This window comes from Chlamydiales bacterium (genome assembly GCA_031292375.1).
GTDB lineage: Bacteria > Chlamydiota > Chlamydiia > Chlamydiales > VFKH01 > JARLHF01.
In genome coordinates this window covers 18,993-38,136 of sequence record JARLHF010000004.1, presented here as the reverse complement: position 1 = coordinate 38,136, position 19,144 = coordinate 18,993, and the positions used below count along the sequence as shown (strand labels likewise).

The following is a 19,144-nucleotide window of genomic DNA, read 5'->3' as shown; positions in this document are numbered from 1 at the left end:
GGAGATTAAGTGTTATTATGACAGAAAGTTGTAAAAATAATTTTCTAAAAAATTAGAGGGTTTATATTCATGTACATACATGAGCGTGAAAATTGGCCAAATTTTTTTTGGAATCAGGATAAAATTATTGATTTACTTGCTCAGTTACGCCATCAACAAGGCCGCTTGGTAGGGGGAATGGAATCAATAGGTTTTCATGTTCGCAAAGAAACTATTTTACAAACATTGACGCAAGATGTTGTTAAATCCAGTGAAATTGAGGGCGAAATTTTAGATCAATCACTAGTACGCTCATCTGTTGCCAGACATCTTGGCATGGATACTGCAGCTCTTGATCGCATTGATAGAAATGTGGATGGCATTGTTGAAATGATGTTGGATGCAACTCAAAAGTATGATCAGCCCCTTACTAAAGAAAGATTACTAAGTTGGCACACGTCTTTATTCCCATTTCAGCAAAGCAGTCTTTCCAAGATTCGAGTCGGGGCATGGCGTTTAGGATCTGTGCAGGTAGTGTCTGGCCAAATGGGAAAAGAGACTGTTCATTTTGAGGCTCCATCTGCTGAAAAGGTTGACTTGGAAATGAAAGTATTTTTGGACTGGTTGAATCATGAAGCAGCTATGGATTTAGTTTTAAAGGCGGCACTTGCTCATTTGTGGTTTGTTACTATTCATCCCTTTGATGATGGAAATGGTCGTATTGGACGTGCAATTGCTGATTTAATATTAGCGCGTTCTGAAAAAAGCCCTCATCGTTTTTATAGTCTATCTGCGCAAATTCAAATCGAAAGAAAAAAATACTATACCATTTTAGAGCAAACTCAAAAGGGGCAATTAGATGTTACATCTTGGATTGAATGGTTTTTTTGTTGCCTTGAAAGGGCAATAGAGAGTGCTTTAGCAACTTTTGATAAGATTATAAATAAAGCACATTTTTGGGAATCGCTTGCAACAGTTTCTTTAAATGAGAGACAAAAGAAAATGATTAATCGAATATTAGATGGCTTTTATGGCAAATTAACTTCGTCAAAATGGGCTAAAATGACAAAGTGTTCTCAGGATACCGCTCATAGGGATATTCTTGATCTTATTAACCTTGGGATTCTTGTTAAAAATTCAGAGGGTGGGCGCAGCACGAGTTATTCTCTTGCTAGTACTTTAAAATTTTCTGTGGAAAAATAGAGGGTATCAGATTAGACTCGAGGTTTGGGCATCTGTATTGTAGATGATAAAGGGATTTATTTTGTAACGATTTAAGAATTAGGGGTTTATATGAGTCAGAAAGCGAGAGAATCAGAAGCGGTAAATGAGTACAATATCTCTGTACAAGGGCGTCATCTTCATGTAACAGACTCGATGAAGGATTATATATTAGAAAAGCTCAGTAAAATTGAGCGCCTTTCACACAATATTATTGATGTGCTTGTAACATTAGAGATTCAGAAGTTGGAGCACCGTGTTGATATCGCTTTAAAATTTAACCATTTTAAGATCAAGGTGCATGCAAATTGTAATGAGATGTATCCTGCAATAGACAAGGCAGTAGATAGGCTTCAATCACAGGTCAAGAAGTATAAAGATAAAATACGAGATCATCAGTTGAGAGGAGCATCTATTTCAGAGGTAGATGTCACGGTTTATAAGAGCCTCGAAGATGAGATAAATGATGAAATTGATGCAGAAAATGCAAAATGTGAAGCTGAAAAATATTCGCTACACTCTATTGTAAGAAAGGAAAAGCATCCTTTAAAAACATTAACCCGCAGCGAAGCTATCATGAAAATGGAACTTTCTAAAGATGTGTTTTTAATCTATATTGCAGAAGAAGATCGTAAGCTGAAAGTAATTTATCGTATGTCAGATGGTAATTTTGGTGTTATTGAACCCGTTTGATAGTAAGAGCCTTTTCGATCCCATTCGGCAAGAAAGAGTTGCTGCAACACCAGAAGAAATTGTTCGTCAAAAGCTCATTCATCACCTAGTGAATGAGCTCTTTTTCCCAAAAGAGCTGATTGCTGTGGAAAAGGCAATTGCTACTTTGGCGTACCTGACTCTTGAAGAGAGAAGGTCTGCTCCTAAGAGACGTATCGATCTTTTATGCTTTGCAAAAAATATTCACCCAAACCATAACGTGTATCCTTTGCTCTTGGTTGAATGTAAGGCTATCGCTTTAAATGTTACTATGAAGCGTCAGCTTATTGGATATAATTATTATGTAAAGGCGCCTTATGTGCTTTTAGCGGGTTCATCGGAACTCTTTTTTGGCTGGTATGAAATAGAAAAGAAGGGGTATGTCTGGATTGATTACATTCCCTCCTTTCAAGCGTTATGTTCAAGTCTATTGGGAGCTTAAGCTCTTGATTACACCATTAGATTTTGGTATTATGGGTCCAGTTTGAGGTACTAAGGAACTGGAGATGATAGGCTGTTGCATCTTAGTAAAACTTTCCTGTAACCATTGAGCTGTAACTGTATTGGTTGTAAAGTTTTTAGTTTGTTTTGCAGCCAGTGGGCCTAATGTGTTAATCACATCTTGTATATTTGCGGAGGGAGAAGACACTTGGTTAGAAACAGATTGAAGAATGTTTGTAGCTGTACTTAATTCTTGAGGGCTACTTGTTTCATTTCCCCCCAGATAAAACACTTGCGATGCAAATGTATCCAAGTCGTTAGCATTCTGCTGGCTTTGATAAGGAGAAAGCGTAGTTCCTATTGAAGACCATAAATTCAGAAGGTTTTGCTGTTGCGTCGTTCCAGATAGATATATATTGTTCGCTACATTTTGCAGGTCATTTATAGCTTGAGAATAGAGCATGCTGCTAAAGCAAATAAGTAGCGCAAGACAAACGATTTTCAAAAACTTTTGCATATAATAATTCCATATTTAGGTCTAAAATCTTAAGTCTAGTATAAGTAACGTAATATGTAAATATTCATTTTATGGGAATATAAATATCATCTCCTTTGATAGTTAGAGGGTAGGTTTTTACGCATTCACCTTCTTGATTGATAGATTTTCCAGTTGTCACATCGAACTTCCAGTTGTGCCAAGGGCAAGAAATCTGGCATTCTTGTAATTTGCCTTCTGCAAGTGGAGCACCTTTGTGAGGGCAAAAGTTGTCGATGGCATAAAATATGCCATCTATATTGAAAAGAGCAATTACTTTGCCGTTTGGAAGATCAACAGAGATGGATTTGCCTGGCAAAAGGTGGTATGTTTTGGCTATCTTAAGCATAGTCTGAGCTTTGGGTTATTAGTAATAATTCCATCAACACCGTAGCTTGCAAGGGTAGAAAAACGAGATTTATCATCTACAGTCCAGGTAAAGAGTATGATGTCTGATTGTTTTAGTGAATGCACAAGCTTTTCTGTAACGAGGCTTTCTTTTAAAGAAATGATCTTAATACCAAGAGATAGATGCTTTTTTAAAGAAGGGATTGTATCTGCAATACCAACTAAGCATATGTTTGGGTCTGTTTTTTTTACTTCTTGTAAAAATTCATGAGAAAAGCTTCCTACAAGTGATCCTGGGTGTTTTTTTAATAAAGATAAAAGAGGATTTAGGATTAAAAAATCATTGGGTTTTGAAATTTTCACCTCAATGATAAGTTTAGTTGTAAGTTCTAAGACCTCTTCTAGAGTAGGAATTCTTTCATCTTTGAAGTCTGAAGAGAACCAGGAGCCAGCATCTAACATTTTAAGCTCTTTAAGGGATAAGGAGGAGACCTGAGCTTGTTTTTTTGCATTTGTTGTGCGTTTTATTGTAGAATCATGGATGACAACAGGTATTAAATCTTTAGAGCAATGTATATCACATTCGATAAGATCTGATCCTAAAGAAAGCGCTTTTTGAATACTTACAAGTGTGTTTTCTGGAGCTTCTTTAGATGCTCCTCTGTGAGCGATTAGCAAGGGAGTATTCATAGAGTATCTTGTGAAGAGGTTGTTGAAAATCCTGATTCTTTCCATGCAACAATGCCTCCAAGGAGAGAGTAGGTTTCTTGATTTGTAGAAGAAGAAAATTTTGTAGCAGCATCTAAAGAGCGTCTACCAAGTCTGCATTGAAATATAATCATTTTATTCTCTTTATTGACAATATCGTTTGGATTAAAGGTGGAAAGAGGTAGGTGAATACTTCCTGGAATATGTTCTGCATTGTATTCGCTTGCTTCTCGTACGTCAATAAGAAGTGCTTTTTTGGCATCTAGCCACCCTTTGAGAGTGTTTGGTTCGATGGTATGTATATTTGTGTTCATAAGAATCCTTAATTTTTGGGATATGTATAGTTGATTCTAAATAATTTCTCAATGGTATACAATCTGCATCCAAAAGATGAGGAATTATGGGAAAAATTAGGGCTGAGTTTTGGCGCATTTTTACAAAGATAGCCTTGCTACTTCGCTATAAAGTAGAAGTTAGAGGAATGGAAGCTCTTCGAGGTATGAGCTGTCAAGAGAGAAAAAGCATTATTTTTTTACCTAACCATACATCTGAATTGGACCCTGCGATTTTACTGACACTTTTGAATAAAGATTTTTTACTAACGCCTCTTGTAGCCAATAATATGTTTCAGGTACCTATAATAGGACCCATTTTACGACAAATTGGATGCTTGGAGATACCTAATTCAGATTTTGGTGGTAATGAGTATACTTCCTTGCTTGCAAAAAGGGCGATTAAAGAGATTACGCATCGCTTGAATGAGGGAAGTAATTTGCTTATCTATCCTTCTGGAAAACTCAAAAATAGTGGCCTAGAAGATATTGGAGGGGCATCAGGTGTGCATCAGATCTTGGCAGAGGCTTTGGGTGTAAAAGTTTTTTTGATTCGAACAAGTGGTCTTTGGGGTAGTTCATTCTCCAAAGCTTTGACAGGATCATCTCCAGACCTTGGAAAAACTCTTCTTAGTAGTTTGAAGAAGATTTTAAAAAATGGAATATTTTTTCTTCCCAAGAGAAAAGTGCTTGTAGAAATAGTTCCTGCTCCTATTGATTTTCCAAGAAGAGGATCTAAGATGGAGCTCAATGCCTATTTAGAGAGGTGGTATAATGCGCCTTTTGATGAGAAAGGAGAGCCTCTTTATTTAGTACAAGACTATTTTTGGTCACAAAAAGCGCCAAAAATAGAAATTAAAAAAGATAAGAATGAGCGCACGTTAAAGGATATTTCAAAGTCTATACAAGAGGGTATCATTAATGAAATCTCTCGAATTTGTAAAAGGCCTGCATCTGGTATAACAGCAGGTCTTGATCTTTCAAAGGATCTTGGAATGGATTCATTAGATGTCATTGAATTAATCACTTTTTTAGATGATGTTTATTCTGTAAAGAATGTGCATCCGGCAGATTTAGTGTGCGTTTTAGATGCTATGTGGATGGCTTCTAGTATAGATACTCAAGAGCCAATGGATAATGATTTACAAGGTGTTGTATGGCCAGATGAAAAGAAAAGGGTTTTACCTGAATTTGCTATTGGAAATACGTTGCAAGAGGTGTTTTTGCGCTCAATTGAGGGAAGAGAAAAGGATTATGCTGTTGCAGATGATGTCAGTGGCCCTCTTACATATTTCCAAGTAAAAGTTGCTGCTATTCTTTTGGCATTAGAAATTAAAAAACTTCCAGGCGAAGAGGTTGGAATTTTGATGCCGGCAACAACTGCTGGTATATTGCTTGTCTTTGCAACGCTTTTGGCAAAAAAAACTCCTGTCATGCTGAATTGGACTATAGGAGCTAAAAATTTAAAAGAGATTGTAAATGCTTCTAAAATAGAAGTCATTTTGACTTCTCACAAGTTTTTGACTCAAGCAAAAATGATGGATGTCGAGGGGATAGATCATCTTTTTATTTCATTAGAGCATATGCGTAAACGGTTTACTTTTACAAAAAAGATAATGGCTTGGCTTTTGGCAAAGAAAAAAACACAATCGCTTCTTCGAGAGTTTAGTATTGATTCATCTATTGAAAATAAGCCAGCAGTTCTTTTGTTTACAAGTGGCACAGAAAGTACTCCTAAGGGAGTTCCTCTTACGCATCAAAACATTTTAAGCAACCAGAGGTCTGCGTTTTCTTGTATTGCCTCAATGATGAGCACGCAAGATGTATTTTATAGTTTTTTGCCGCCTTTTCACTCTTTTGGGTTTGTAGTGACTGGTATATTGCCTTTTTTTGTGGGTTTGCGCGTTGCATTTATGCCAGATCCTACAGATTCTCTTCGTCTGGCAAAGGGTATGTATCGCTATCTTGCAAGTGTTGTATGTTCAGCACCTACATTTTTAAATGCATTGTTGAAGAAGGCAACAAAAAAGGAGCTTGCAACGCTTAAGTTGATGGTAACGGGCGCTGAAAAGGCCCCGCAGTCCTTATTTGATGCTGTAAAAAAAATGGATCATTGCGTTTTGTTGTTGGAAGGTTATGGAATTACAGAGTGCTCCCCCATTTTAACACTTACTCGCCCAGACAAGCAAGACTTGGGTGTTGGAACTCCTCTTTTAGGAACAGAGCTATTGATTGTAGATCTAAATACGCATGCTCCATTGAGTGTACAAAAAGAGGGACTTATTCTTGCAAGAGGGCCTGGTATTTTTAATGGTTATTGGCAAAAAAGTTTACCTTCTCCCTTTGTAGAAGTAGATGGAAAAAAATGGTATGTAACAGGGGATTTGGGGTATTTGACAGAAAATGGCTCTCTTATTTTATCTGGCAGATTAAAGCGCTTTGTTAAAATGGGAGGGGAGATGGTGAATCTTTTGAGTATAGAAGAGACTTTGTTGCATGCTTTGCAAGACAAATTTGTGAGCTCTTCAGAAGAGTCTGTACCTCTTGCACTTTGTGCAAAAGAGCAGGAGGATTTGAGAGCTGAACTTGTTCTCTTTGTAACTTTTCCCATCCTTGTTAATGAAGTAAATGAAATTTTACGAAAGGCTCAGTTTTCTTCTCTCATTAAAATTAGTCAAATAAAGCAAATTGGCACAATGCCTTTACTTGGTACTGGAAAAGTTAACTATCGAGAGCTACAAAAAGGGCTGGCGTAGAAAGAAATTTTTTATATGATAGGGATTATCCTAATGTATAGAGAAGTCTTATGTCTGCGCCCATTAATGAAAGTAGTAATCAGCAAGAGCCCCAAGAGATTCAAGTTAATAAAGAGGCACAAAAAGGCTTAGAGGTAACACAAGGTGATTGCCGAACAGGAGCAATGATTGCATCTGCCATAAGTGGTTTGTCTAAGATAGAAGATACTTTAGTAACAGCATATAATCAAAAAGTGGGTGGCGCATCTGCAACAGGGGTAGTTCCTGAGGTGGCATCTGCTAATTTAAGTGGAACAAAGCAGGTTTTTTCTCCTGCTGAGATAACATCTGTTCAAAGTTCAATTAGCGCAGTTGCTCATGTAGACATATCAGCAACATTTTCTGATATGTCGAAGCTTCTTACCGTTTATGCACAGCTCTCTAAATTTTTAAGTGAAGTACAAAATGTAAGTACTTTGTCACCTACGCAAGAGGCGCAGTTTAAGTCTTTGACATCGGAATTTATTGAAATAAGTGAGCAGTTAAAGAATACATCTGGCCAGATGAACGTGCAAAATCCCCTCACAGATTCAATTAAAAATTTTATAGATAAATTTGTAGATAGCTTAAAATTACCTGCCGCAGGCAGTAGTGTAAGCGCATGGATCTCTTGTTTAAAAAATAATAACCCAGAAGAAGATATAGCCAAAATAGTTGGAGAGATAAAAGAGTATGCTAACAAGAATGGTATAGATGCCAGCAATATATTAAAGCTTTCTAAGTTAAAGGACGATGTCCCTTACACGGGTATTGCAGGTGAAATTGAAAAATGGATTTTTGGAAGTATGATGAATAATCTTGATAATAAGATATCCATTTTCCAGCATTCTATTTCAGAAAATGCTGCTTTTTTAAATCTTTTGGGCCCTATGGAGGAAAAGAATCAAGCCTTTTTTAATTTGTTTGATTTTCACCTGCCTCCAACACCAGAGGGTGACCATGTTAAAACTTGGGTCGCTTTTTATAATACATTGAACGTTTTGAGTAATGAGCTTCGTGGAACGGGTTTTATGCATTGGAGATCCATGATGGCGCAGTACATATTAAAGCTTAGTGGTGTAGCTGATGGTCCTCCTCCTAATAAGAAATTAAAATCCCTTGTGAATGGGATAAGAAATAACTTAAATGCGGTAGCAAATACAGTATCGAAGTTTCTTCAGCATGTAGATGCATCAAAAAAGCCTGGTCGTACTGGACATGCAATTGTGTGGTATTTGTTTTCCTGGAAAAAGGTCACGGTTACTGTAGAAGGGCAGCATGAAATGGCTTATGTTCTTGGAACTAATTTAAAATCGAATATGAGAGTAAAATTTGAAAAGTTTGCAAGTAAATTTCAAAATGTTGCAAAGTCATTAAAAAATATAGGAGCATCTGTTCAAAGTACAAATACAACGGATCAGTCGCAGTTGCAGCTACAAATGAATTTCATGCAAGAGTTTATGCAAGCAGGGCCTACAATCATACAGACATTAAATGAATTGATGAAGGCTATTGCTCAAAACATGAAGGGGCAATAAAATTATTTATGAGATATTAATACATGTCTATTAATGATCCATCTATTTCGGGTGTAGAGCCATCTGCACTTCAAGCAGAGCAAGCAGCAGCAAAAAAAGAGTCTTCAGAAGATGTCCGTACGGCTGCCATGTGCGCAAATGCTGCAGAAGCCTTATCTCCAGTCGTCCAAACGCTTACAGATTTTATTCAAATGCGCAAAACGTCTGAAGCTTCTGTAGGGGAAATGCCTATTCCTACCATAAAGCTTCCTGATGGATATGTGGAAACAACTCAGAAAGCACCTTTTTTAATAGGAACTCAAAAGTCGCTTGTAGTAGTAAAAAATGCCGCAGATACACTTGCAAATGCTGTAGAAGGTGTTATTCCTCATGTTTCTGCTCTTGTAAGTTTACAAAGTCAGTTGAGTCAATTGATCACGTCTACTAGATCGAATCAAAGTGTTCTTACCAAAGCAGAAGAGACAACATTAAATCAGCTTCAAAGTGATTTTACAAAGACTTATTCATCAATCGAGCAAGGCATTAAGCAATTACCCCCAAATGAGCCATTAACAAGTGCATTGAACAAAATTGTGAGTATCAAGTTACCTCCTTCCAGCCAAGATACCTCACCCATTGCAACAAATTCGGGTGTTTGGAAAACGTGGCAACAATTTTTGAATCAGTTGATAAGTCAGATGGGGTTAAGTCAGCCAGGAAGTGTTTTGGGGTCATTAATAGAGCTTAGTAATAAGTCGGGAGTTTCTGTAAATGAAAAAGTATTAAGGCAGGTGGATGTAAATGTTCCCGATGATCAGTCTTACACTGGTATTGCAGGGGAAATTGAAAAGTGGATATTTGGGCAAGCCATGCAGCAGATCTATGCTAAAGTAGGTGTTTTTCAAGAAAATATCCAAAAAAACGCAGCTTTTTTGAATTTTTTAGGGCCTATGGAAGAGGCGGATGTCACTATACTCAATAAGATTCTTCCTGCATCATTACATCATTTTCCAAAAACTCCTGCTACAAAGGCACAATACACTCTTTGGCAAAATTTTTGGAAAGGATTATCTTCGGGTCTAAAAGGTATGCTACACTGGAGAGGGTCTATGGAAAATTTTCTTATAGAGCTTTCTGGAGTGGCACACGGAAGCCCTGCTGATCCTAAGTTAATTAGCATGGTTAATGGGATGAGAAATAAGTTTGATCAAGCAACTAAAGCTATAAAGTTCTTGTACGAGATTAACCATGATCCTGCAATAGTTTTTACTACAAAAATCCTTTCAGATGGTGCTCAAGTGGTTGGAAGTCATGTAAAACTCAGTATGAAAGATAAACTTGCTTCAGTATTTAGTGCTTTGAATGGTTTTTCTAATACGTTAAAAAATGCTGGAGGAAGTGTTCAAAGTACAAGTACTACAGACCAGTCAGAGCTACAATTACAGCTAAATTTTATGCAGGAGTTTATGCAAGCAGGCCCTGCTATTATCCAGACGCTTAAAGGTTTAATGTCTGCAATTGCTGCAAATTTAAAGGGCGGATGAATCGTATGAAGCTACTCAAAAAAGCTTTTAATAAATTTCTTTTTTTTAAAAAAAAGAAAAAAATTACCATCGATGAAAAAGATAAGGTAGGTTTTTTTTATCTTTTGAAAAAAGAAAAAACAAAATGTGAAAAGCTTCAAACTAAACTTAATCAAGAGATTTTGGAAGAAGAAATTTCTGATTGTTTTAGTGCTTTAAAAGAGGTTATAAATAAGTTTCTTGCCCCAGATGAATGGGATCGAGTAAAGGATTTAAGCACTTCTTGTTTTATTGAGCAGTACTTTAAAATGACAGTTGCAAAAAAATGGGTTTTGGATGATGCCGCTATAAAAAAGGGTAATCTTTGTATTGGACGAATCCTGGAAATATATCGTTTACAAAGGGAAATGCAGGGAAGTTTGGATATAGAAAGTTACTACGGCGTAATGTCCAACTTAAAAAGTGCAAAACCTAACATGGGAAAACTTTATGTAAGAATAAGGGATCTTACAAAAGAGGCTGAAGATTTAATAGATAATGTTATTTTTGAAAATAAGCAGATGGATATAGATCTTTTAGTAAAGAAAATTTCTCTAGAGGTAGGTGGGTTACTTAAAGAAAAAATGAGTTCTTGGAAAAGTCCTTCTGAAGATATGGCACAATGTCCTCGTATGGATATTGATATTGGGATATTGGATATTAGAAGTGTTATAGAAAATTTTAAAGTGCTTCAGCAGCGCCTAGAAGGTTATGCTCTTCGTGAGTACATACATAAACATATTGAAAAGTTAGAAGCGTAGAATATTCTTTTAGACATAATTTTGGAGTTATGAGAATCTCTAGGTGATAATAGACTTCTTGCATAATTAGCTTTGCTTAGAAAAATTGAAATTTTTTGAGTAGATTTATTGATAAATTTTTCAACCATATGTGAACATATGGTTGAAAAATTTAACGATAAAGATGTCAAAAAAGACAATTTTAACAAGCAAATGTAATTACGCAAGAAGTCTAATGTATACAAGAGGTTGTAGTCATTTTTATGCAAAGTAGTTTTTATGAAATTCCATTGAAGTTTTACAACACAGAAACAAGAAAAAAAGAAGAATTTTCTCCCATTATTCCAGGAAAAGTTTCGATGTATACATGTGGGCCTACTGTGTACGATTTTGCTCATATTGGAAATTTTAGGACTTATGTTTTTGAAGATGTTCTGGTTCGTACGTTGAGGTTTTTTGGTTTAGAAGTGCGCCAAATTATGAATCTTACAGATGTTGACGACAAAACCATAAGAGGGGCTATCGCAAAAAATATTACACTAGATGAATATACAAAGCCTTTTAAAGAAGCTTTTTTTGAAGATATTAAGACACTTGGCATTACTCCTGCAGAGGCTTATCCGGCAGCTACAGATTATATCAATGAAATGATTCGAATGATTGAAAAGCTTTTAGAAAAAAAAGTGGCCTACATTGGCTTGGATGGAAGTGTTTATTATGCTATTAAAGAATTTTCAGGATATGGAAAGCTTTCACACTTATGTTTAGATGAATTGCAAGTGGGTGCATCCAATCGAATTGCGACAGATGAGTATGAAAAAGAAACTGTTGCAGACTTTGTTCTTTGGAAAAAATATGACCCAACACGTGATGGAGAAGTGTTTTGGCAAAGTCCTTTTGGCCCTGGAAGGCCTGGGTGGCATTTAGAGTGCTCTGCCATGGCAATTTCTCTTCTTGATGAAACAATTGATATCCATGTGGGAGCCGTAGACAATATCTTCCCTCATCATGAAAATGAGATAGCACAGTCTGAGGCATGTACAGGACATGCTTTTGTGAAGCTATGGATGCATTCAGAGCATCTTCTAGTCGATCATAAAAAGATGTCTAAGAGTCTTGGAAATTTTTATACTTTAAGAGACCTTTTAAAAAAGGGTTATAGTAGCACTCAGATACGTTATTTATTGCTTCAGACTCATTATCGCATACAGCTTAACTTTACTTTTGCAGGTCTTGATGCAGCAAAAGGCTCACTGCAACGTTTACATGACTTTATAGGCAGACTGAAAGAACTTGAATCTCAAGAAAAGCACGTAGATGTAGATATTCAGGTATTGATCAATAAAACATTAAATGCCTTTGCAAAGGCATTGGCTGATGACTTAAATATGGCGCAAGCTCTTGCTGCTCTCTTTGATTTTGTAAGAGATGTAAATGTATTTTGTGATCGCAACCAAGTTTCAAAAAAAGAGGCCTTATTGATTCTTGAAATGTTAAAGCAATGCGATACGGTTTTAGGAGTTATTTTTGTGCAAGATGCTCAAGAGGAAATCCCAGAAGATATCAAAGAACTTTTATTTAAAAGAGAAAATGCAAGGAAAGCAAAAGAGTGGTCTCTATCAGATACTTTAAGAAAGGAAATCCATGATAGAGGTTACATAATTGAAGATACGCAAGGTACAGCAAGGTTGAAGAGGGTGACTAGATGAATGGTCGTACAAAAGAAGAGCATTATATTTTAAAGCTGTATGAGCTTGCAAAGAAAAGTGGTAGTCAGTTGAATAGTAAGGATTGCTTTGCTGTAGGCTCTGAATTAGGGCTTTCTGAGAAGGTTGTAAAGCCTATCGTTAACATTTTAACGCAGGCAAACTTCATAAAAAAGACAGGAGAAAAAAGTATTGCACTTACGTCGAGGGGTGAGGAGCTTGTTAAAAATTTATTGGGGCAAAAATGAGTTGGAAAGCTTTTAAAAAGCTCGTTATGATAGAGCAAACTCTGTTTGGGCTTCCTTGGGCATTAATTGGCGCTTTGTTGCCCTTTGCAAATGCCTCTTTTAGAAATCATTTTGATTTTGGAAATTGGAGCATTTGGTTTTGGATTTTTGTAGCATTTAGTGCTGCAAGAACTTCTGGTATGTCGTTTAATCGTTTAATTGATTCTGAAATGGACGCGCTCAATCCTCGTACAAAAGGGCGCTCTTTGCCATCCGGAGAGGTTACAAAGCTGCAAGTTGGTTGTGTTGCCTGGATAAGCTTGGTATTATTTATCTTTTCTTGCGCTATGTTAAATACATGGTGTTTACTTTTTTCATTAATTATTTCCATGTTACTTTGGCTTTATTCTTATACTAAGCGCTATACCTTTTTTTGCCATTTTGTGCTTGGTTTAATCGAGTTTTTTGCACCTTTTCTTGGTTGGGTGGCAGTTACAGGCTCTTATGGTTTTAGTACCCATGAAAATGCCTTTTTTGGGTGGACGCCTCTTTTTCTTGGAAGTTCTATATTGTTTTGGATAAGTGGTATGGATATTGTTTATGCTACTCAGGACATAGATTTTGATAGAGAGCATTCTGTAAACAGTATCCCTGCGCGCTTTGGAATACTTAATTCACTTCGAATAGCTCGTATGTTACATTGTGCATCTGTTGTGTTTTTTGTTTTAGCAGGTATAGCTGCATCGGTTACATTTCTATATTATATAGGCCTTATGATTGTGGTTTGTCTGTTTATTTATCAGCATGTAATTGTACAACCAAATAATCTAAAACGATTGCATAGAGCTTTTTTTACATGTAACAGTTTAATTGCAGTTACCCAGTTTGTATTTACATTGGGAGCTATTTTGTGGATCGAATAGTGATTGGAGTAAGTGGTGCATCTGGTATTATATTAGCATATAAAGCAGTTCAAGCGGTTGTAAGAGCTGGTTATTTTGTAGATCTTGTCATTTCAAAAGCAGCTTTTATGACGGCAAGGCAAGAGATGGGTCAAGGGTTTGGTTCGAGTGCTGGGTTTATTGAAAGCTTTGATGATGATATACAAAAAAACCTTACTGTGCATTCTATTAATAATTTTGGAGCGTCCATTGCAAGTGGTTCTTATAAAGTAAGAGGTATGCTTGTAATTCCTTGTAGTATGGCAACTCTTGCAGCCATTGCTATTGGACTTTCGGATAATCTTTTAAGAAGGGCTGCCGATGTTTCTCTAAAAGAAAGAAGGCCTCTTGTAATTGTTCCAAGAGAGGCACCCTTATCTTCTATTCATTTAGAGCATATGCTTACACTTTCTCGTATGGGGGCAGTAATTATTCCGCCTGTTCCTGCTTGGTATAATCTTCCTAAGACGTTAGATGATGTAGAAAATTTTGTTGTAGGAAAAACTCTTGATGGGTTGGGTATAAAGCACGATTTATATCCAGTTTGGACTGGTTATTAACTTTTTAGCGCTTCATGCTTTAGGCGTTTTCTTAGGAGCTTAGTTTTGTGAGAAACATTGATCCTTCCATTGATTACCTCGTGCAAGTTCTCAACGGCGATAAATGCTGAGAGATCTTCTCTATGGACAATTTCTTTTAATTCTGCAAGTTGCAAGCGCTCTACAATGATGTAGAGAATCTCTTGTTCGCTTTGAGAATAACCACGCTTCCCATAAAGTATTGTAAGACCAATCCCAAGTTCGCTCATCACAGCATCTGCAATTTTCTTTGATTCAGCAGAAACAACGATTACAGATTTTGTTTCTTCAAAACCAACTATGACGGTATCCATGACCTTGCTTGCTACAATATAAATCATTAAGGACTGTAATGCGGTATGCCAATCTTGATAGATAATTCCGGCTGCTGCAAATATGAATATGTTGATAAACAAGATGACTTGACCGACAGTAAAGCCTCTTTTCCTGTTTATGATGATAGCAAGAATTTCTGTGCCATCTAATGAGGCTCCCTTGCGTATGACAAGGCCGCTACCTGCCCCTAGGGCAACACCTGCAAGGAAGATGATTTCTAAGCTTTCGCCATGAAAGGGAGTGACATCTTCTAGAAGGAAAGCAAATCCTGCAAACATAAGAACTGCAAGGCACATCTGAATCACAAAGGTCTTTCCAATTAACTTGTAGGCCAGATAAAGGAAAGGTAGATTGAGCGCAATATATAAAAAAGAAAGGTATTTTGGTCCAAATAGATAGGCTCCAATCATAGAGGCACCTACTATGCCGCCGTCAATTAAGTTGTTGGGAGCTAAAAAGACTTTAACAGCGACAGCCGCAAGGAAGGCCCCTAGCGCTAGCCAAAAGAAATTAAAAACATAAAAAATCCAAGAACGAGGCAATGACTGATGTGATTTCATACTGCTCCCAGATTAAATTAGTCTTTACAAAAGAACGCGAGAGACGGGATTTGAACCCGCAACTTCCGGCGTGACAGGCCGGTGCTCTAACCAATTGAACTACTCCCGCAAAACATATACACAAATAAGCGAACTAAAAATTTGCATATTACTTAATTGTACAGCAATGGGCGCAAAAGGACTCGAACCTATGACCACCTGTGTGTAAGACAGGCGCTCTACCAACTGAGCTATACGCCCGTACAAATTCAAGCGACAAAGATATGCATTCCATGAATTTTTCACAAGCATTTTTTGTATATATCATAAAATGTGCCATATAGGATAAAATCCATGGTCGTTTGATAGATAAGGATTGTAAAATAGTATGGATAAGCGACCTCATATTCTTCTTACTAATGATGATGGAATTCATTCAGATGGACTTTTCCATCTTTGGAAGGGATTGCAAGAATATGCAGATATTAGCGTAGTTGCACCGTTAACCGAGAAATCAGGGGTAGGCGCTGGTATTTCTCTCAATAGTCCATTATTAGTTCATAAAATGAAGTGGCAAGGAGAGTGTGATTCTTGGGCAGTTCAAGGAACACCTGCAGATTGCGTCAAAATGGCTTTGAGCGTTTTTTTAGAAAAGGCTCCTGATTTAGTTATCTCAGGAATCAATAAAGGCTCAAATGCAGGACGCAGCATTTTCCATAGCGGAACTGTTGGTGGAGCCATTGAGGCTGTGATGAGAGATATTCCAAGTATTGCAATTTCTTCTATAGACTACTCGATCCCTAATTTTTCTATTGCTGAAAAGTATGTTGCCAGAATCGCAAAGCACCTACTTGCTCATCCGCTTCCAAGTGGAACTCTTTTAAATGTTAATGTGCCATCTGCGGTAGAAGATATTGTGGGTATTCGTTTAGCTCGTCAGGGCAAAAGTTATTGGCGAGGTGATCCAATAGAAAGATCTCATCCTGAAGGGTTTTCTTATTACTGGCTAGGTGGTGGATTGTCCTTATTTGAAGAGGATGAGGAGAGTGATATCTCGTTACTTCAAAAGGGTTATATTGCCTGCGTGCCTGTTTATGTAAATGAACTTACACATCATAGTGAATATGAAGCTCGAAAAGAGATGTTTAACGCGTTATTTAATCACCCTTTTTAGTTTTTTCAAAGAGATCTAATGTTTCAAGGGCATCTTTTTGATAAGATTCAATGAGCTCTCTTCCCCCATCTAGAAGGTAGATTCGTTTAAGCTCCTCTTTTAGTCTAATCCCCCAAAAAGGCTCGAAGTTATCAAGTTCTAAGTTACTAGAGTTTGACAAATGGTTTTCTTGAAATTTTCTTGCTTGTATGGCCGTATGCACAAGAGATGTAAAACCTTTTCTAATTGAAGCTTTCTTTTTTAGAAGCTCTTCTTTTGTATGTATTGTTTCTAGTTCCTTTACAAGCATACGGCTATGGCTCTCTGCCTCTGTTATAAATTCTTCTTGAGAAGATGGAGAGCAGCTCGTTAGTATTGCTAATAATATTGACAAATTAAAATTTTTGCTAAAGAATCCGTTCATGTATTTGATCATAACATAGACATAAAAAATTAGCTAAATTTACTTGAGGTTATGGACCCTACTAGACTAAATCCCGACTTTATAGCGCCCACAACTAGACTTGGGCATGTTATTAGGTTGAGCAATCCAGTGGCTGCAACCGCAATACAGGTTCATAGTATAGCACAAGATGCGATACATCCACTTGGTACTGTAGGTATTCTTGGTGTGGCTGCAAAAGAGGTGGCCCCCATTGCATTAGCAGGAGTTGCTCTTTATCGTATAGCAAATGGGATAAAAAACCTCATTAAGGCTACGATGATGGGGCTTGGGAGGGATATTTCTCGTTATGTATTAAATCTTGTTAGAGATGTAATCGATTTTGTAAGTTGCATATTATGGGGAATGCCTACATTGCTTTCTGCTCTTAAAGTAGTTGCAACGGCAGCTTTGCGTATAATAGGTGCTCTTACTTTGGTATTAAATGCGGTTATTTATGTATGGTACGCAATTGACCATGCAATTTGCTGTTATAAAAGTAATAAAGCAGCTCAGGAAATAGATCGTATTTTAGCAGATGAAAAGCTCTCTCCTGAACAGCAAGTAAAAAAAGTTTTGGAATATTTTTTAGAAACACACTTTAAAGAGAGAATGAAAGCAAATCTTGAAAAGCTTGAAAGTAGACTGGAAAAGTTTCCTCAAAAAAACATAGATGAGATGTGGACATTTTTAGATGCCCAAATGAAAGTAGAATTGGAAAGAGTTCTTGGCGCTCATGCTTATGAACGCATTAAAAGCGGGTTAGAAAAGCTAGAAAAAGGTGGGAGCAGTGAAAAACTATTTGTTGATGCAGTAGATTGTATTAGGGATGCAAGAGAAATGCTGCGCTCAAAAATAAAGACAGAGATGTTAAAAGTTGTAACCTATACCTTGGGAGTTGTTGCAACTATTTTGGGTGTTATTTTTCCTGCATTTGGTATAGGCATGATTGTTGGTTATTCTCTTTGGACTGGATTTTCAGCCGTGTTTATAGCTGAAAAAGTGGGTACTTATGTTAAGGAAAAGCATTTTAATAATGTAAATTCCTTTTTTTATAAGCCCGCAGTATCAGAAGAAATCATTGAAAAATCCTACAAAACACTTTGTAAGAGAATTCATCCACACCTTCAAACACTTGGTGGAAAAAAAGCTAATGATGTGGGAAGGATGCTTCTTTCAGAGAAAAACATGAAGGCATATGTAAAAGAAGCGAAAGAGGAGCTGCTTTTGCATTTGAAGGCAAAGCTAATCAGCCGAGCAGTAGTTATCTTTAGTGACAAGTCGAGTGAAGAGTTAAATGTGATGACAGATCAAGTATCTAGAGCATCTTCTGCTAAAGAATTATATAAGGTATGGAATAAGTTTGATGAAAAACGCGTTAAAGTAGAAGGTCCAATAACAATGCAAGAAGCTAAATGGAATAATATAAGAGAGCGCATTAAATTGCTAAAGGCAGCTTCTGATTCATCTCTTTTTGGAGGAGCTTTGAAGCGGGAGTGGTGTTATGCCAAAGGGATTTTAAGGCAAAAATGGGAGGATAAAAAGGAATTTTAAGGTTTACTTGCTTTTGTAGAGCCATAGAGAAGCCCAGCTCTTGCTATATTGGCTCTTGCATTGGGAAAAAGATTTTCTAGTTCATCCAAGAGCTTATCGCTCTTTTTTCGCATTGAATCTTGTCCTACAGGGCATTGACAGGTTATTCTTTCAAAACCATACATTTTGGCAAAAGTTCTGATTTCATTTTCTGATAGATAGATTAATGGGCGGATAATGGTTACGTCATAGTCATGCATGTAAATTTTAGGAAGATTTGCAGCAAATTCGCCTTTGTGAAGTAGATTCATGAGAAGGGTTTGAGCGCTATCATCCCTGTGATGGCCAAATGCAATAGTGTGGGCGCCCACACTTTTTGCGCAATCAAAGATTAAACGCCTTCGTTCTCGAGAACAGCTATAGCATTCTAATGTTTCTTGTTTTTGCGTGGATATGCGCACATGAAAGGGTATGTTAAGTTTATTGCATATAGCTCGAAGAAAATTTTCTTGAACACCTGCTCCACAAGAAAATTCACCGCCCACATGTATGGCATGGATGTCAAATGGTGGAAATCCATGCCCACATATAGCTTTTAATAGAAATAGAAGGGTCAGGCTATCTTTACCTCCACTGAGGGCAACAGCTATAGAAGTATTTTTTTCAAGCATTTGAAATTCATAAATAGCTTTTCGAAAAGCGCTTTCCAGTTTTTTGCCAAGATGAGTCCAAGGAGGTGCAGCTATAGGTAGATGAATATCCATATACAATACTAATTTCATAAAAACTGGCAATATTTTACAATAAAGTGGATAATCACA

At 36.9% G+C, this 19,144-nt stretch carries 20 protein-coding genes and 2 tRNA genes; 13 read left to right on the top strand and 9 right to left on the bottom strand.

Translation table 11 applies throughout. The features are described from left to right. Positions 1–69 precede the first annotated feature (69 nt). The 3 genes from P4L16_00885 (at position 70) to P4L16_00875 (ending at position 2,353) form a co-directional block, all read left to right on the top strand. Entirely contained in the window at positions 70–1,182 is a 1,113-nt protein-coding gene (locus tag P4L16_00885) for a Fic family protein (protein ID MDR3623680.1), read from the top strand. Between the two features lie 90 nt (positions 1,183–1,272). Then, positions 1,273–1,893 (top strand): ribosome-associated translation inhibitor RaiA, encoded by a 621-nt coding sequence (gene raiA, locus P4L16_00880; GenBank protein ID MDR3623679.1) that lies wholly within the window; start codon positions 1,273–1,275, stop codon positions 1,891–1,893. Beyond that, positions 1,880–2,353: a type I restriction enzyme HsdR N-terminal domain-containing protein gene (locus P4L16_00875; protein ID MDR3623678.1), complete on the top strand. Its 474-nt coding sequence runs from the start codon at positions 1,880–1,882 to the stop codon at positions 2,351–2,353. Before raiA ends, P4L16_00875 begins: the two co-directional genes overlap by 14 nt. Here the strand turns inward: P4L16_00875 and P4L16_00870 are convergent. The 4 genes from P4L16_00870 to P4L16_00855 form a co-directional block, all read right to left on the bottom strand. Continuing rightward, complete coding sequence (locus P4L16_00870) at positions 2,339–2,869, bottom strand: hypothetical protein (protein MDR3623677.1); 531 nt, start codon at positions 2,867–2,869, stop codon at positions 2,339–2,341. The genes P4L16_00875 and P4L16_00870 overlap by 15 nt on opposite strands. A 64-nt stretch (positions 2,870–2,933) precedes the next feature. Continuing rightward, positions 2,934–3,236, bottom strand: coding sequence for a Rieske (2Fe-2S) protein (locus P4L16_00865; protein MDR3623676.1), 303 nt, complete (start codon positions 3,234–3,236; stop codon positions 2,934–2,936). Beyond that, positions 3,224–3,925, bottom strand: a complete 702-nt coding sequence (locus P4L16_00860; GenBank protein ID MDR3623675.1) for a glycerophosphodiester phosphodiesterase family protein — start codon at positions 3,923–3,925, stop codon at positions 3,224–3,226. Before P4L16_00860 ends, P4L16_00865 begins: the two co-directional genes overlap by 13 nt. Beyond that, positions 3,922–4,257, bottom strand: a complete 336-nt coding sequence (locus P4L16_00855) for a rhodanese-like domain-containing protein (GenBank protein ID MDR3623674.1) — start codon at positions 4,255–4,257, stop codon at positions 3,922–3,924. Before P4L16_00855 ends, P4L16_00860 begins: the two co-directional genes overlap by 4 nt. Positions 4,258–4,343: 86 nt before the next feature. Here P4L16_00855 and P4L16_00850 point away from each other — a divergent pair, with 86 nt between their 5' ends. The 8 genes from P4L16_00850 to P4L16_00815 all read left to right on the top strand — a co-directional run bounded on the left by P4L16_00850 (position 4,344) and on the right by P4L16_00815 (position 14,302). Then, complete coding sequence (locus tag P4L16_00850) at positions 4,344–7,031, top strand: AMP-binding protein (protein ID MDR3623673.1); 2,688 nt, start codon at positions 4,344–4,346, stop codon at positions 7,029–7,031. Between the two features lie 50 nt (positions 7,032–7,081). Next, positions 7,082–8,587, top strand: coding sequence for a hypothetical protein (locus P4L16_00845; protein ID MDR3623672.1), 1,506 nt, complete (start codon positions 7,082–7,084; stop codon positions 8,585–8,587). A 23-nt stretch (positions 8,588–8,610) separates the two neighbouring features. Further along, a complete protein-coding gene (locus P4L16_00840; GenBank protein ID MDR3623671.1) occupies positions 8,611–10,110 on the top strand; it encodes a hypothetical protein in 1,500 nt (499 codons plus the stop codon). Beyond that, entirely contained in the window at positions 10,107–10,889 is a 783-nt protein-coding gene (locus P4L16_00835) for a hypothetical protein (protein ID MDR3623670.1), read from the top strand. The genes P4L16_00840 and P4L16_00835 overlap by 4 nt, the downstream gene beginning before the upstream one ends. 242 nt (positions 10,890–11,131) lie before the next feature. Continuing rightward, positions 11,132–12,577, top strand: a complete 1,446-nt coding sequence (cysS, locus tag P4L16_00830) for a cysteine--tRNA ligase (protein MDR3623669.1) — start codon at positions 11,132–11,134, stop codon at positions 12,575–12,577. After that, a complete protein-coding gene (locus P4L16_00825) occupies positions 12,574–12,822 on the top strand; it encodes a hypothetical protein (GenBank protein MDR3623668.1) in 249 nt (82 codons plus the stop codon). The genes cysS and P4L16_00825 overlap by 4 nt, the downstream gene beginning before the upstream one ends. Next, positions 12,819–13,724, top strand: a complete 906-nt coding sequence (locus P4L16_00820) for a UbiA-like polyprenyltransferase (protein MDR3623667.1) — start codon at positions 12,819–12,821, stop codon at positions 13,722–13,724. The genes P4L16_00825 and P4L16_00820 overlap by 4 nt, the downstream gene beginning before the upstream one ends. Beyond that, positions 13,712–14,302 carry a UbiX family flavin prenyltransferase gene (locus P4L16_00815; protein ID MDR3623666.1) on the top strand — a complete coding sequence of 197 codons (591 nt, stop codon included), beginning with the start codon at positions 13,712–13,714 and terminating at the stop codon, positions 14,300–14,302. Before P4L16_00820 ends, P4L16_00815 begins: the two co-directional genes overlap by 13 nt. On the opposite strand, the gene P4L16_00810 is transcribed toward P4L16_00815, so the two are convergent. The 3 genes from P4L16_00810 to P4L16_00800 all read right to left on the bottom strand — a co-directional run bounded on the left by P4L16_00810 (position 14,299) and on the right by P4L16_00800 (position 15,456). Continuing rightward, positions 14,299–15,216: a YitT family protein gene (locus P4L16_00810; protein ID MDR3623665.1), complete on the bottom strand. Its 918-nt coding sequence runs from the start codon at positions 15,214–15,216 to the stop codon at positions 14,299–14,301. The genes P4L16_00815 and P4L16_00810 overlap by 4 nt on opposite strands. 35 nt (positions 15,217–15,251) lie before the next feature. Then, positions 15,252–15,325: transfer RNA gene (locus P4L16_00805), tRNA-Asp, on the bottom strand. A 58-nt stretch (positions 15,326–15,383) separates the two neighbouring features. Further along, positions 15,384–15,456: transfer RNA gene (locus tag P4L16_00800), tRNA-Val, on the bottom strand. Between the two features lie 127 nt (positions 15,457–15,583). Here P4L16_00800 and surE point away from each other — a divergent pair. Beyond that, positions 15,584–16,369 carry a 5'/3'-nucleotidase SurE gene (gene surE, locus P4L16_00795; protein MDR3623664.1) on the top strand — a complete coding sequence of 262 codons (786 nt, stop codon included), beginning with the start codon at positions 15,584–15,586 and terminating at the stop codon, positions 16,367–16,369. Here the strand turns inward: surE and P4L16_00790 are convergent. Beyond that, a complete protein-coding gene (locus P4L16_00790) occupies positions 16,353–16,742 on the bottom strand; it encodes a hypothetical protein (protein MDR3623663.1) in 390 nt (129 codons plus the stop codon). The two genes, surE and P4L16_00790, sit on opposite strands and share 17 nt — an antisense overlap. Before the next feature lie 81 nt (positions 16,743–16,823). Here P4L16_00790 and P4L16_00785 point away from each other — a divergent pair, with 81 nt between their 5' ends. After that, positions 16,824–18,344, top strand: coding sequence for a hypothetical protein (locus P4L16_00785; protein ID MDR3623662.1), 1,521 nt, complete (start codon positions 16,824–16,826; stop codon positions 18,342–18,344). Here the strand turns inward: P4L16_00785 and P4L16_00780 are convergent. After that, positions 18,341–19,105 (bottom strand): tRNA 2-thiocytidine biosynthesis TtcA family protein, encoded by a 765-nt coding sequence (locus P4L16_00780; protein ID MDR3623661.1) that lies wholly within the window; start codon positions 19,103–19,105, stop codon positions 18,341–18,343. The genes P4L16_00785 and P4L16_00780 overlap by 4 nt on opposite strands. Positions 19,106–19,144 lie beyond the last annotated feature (39 nt).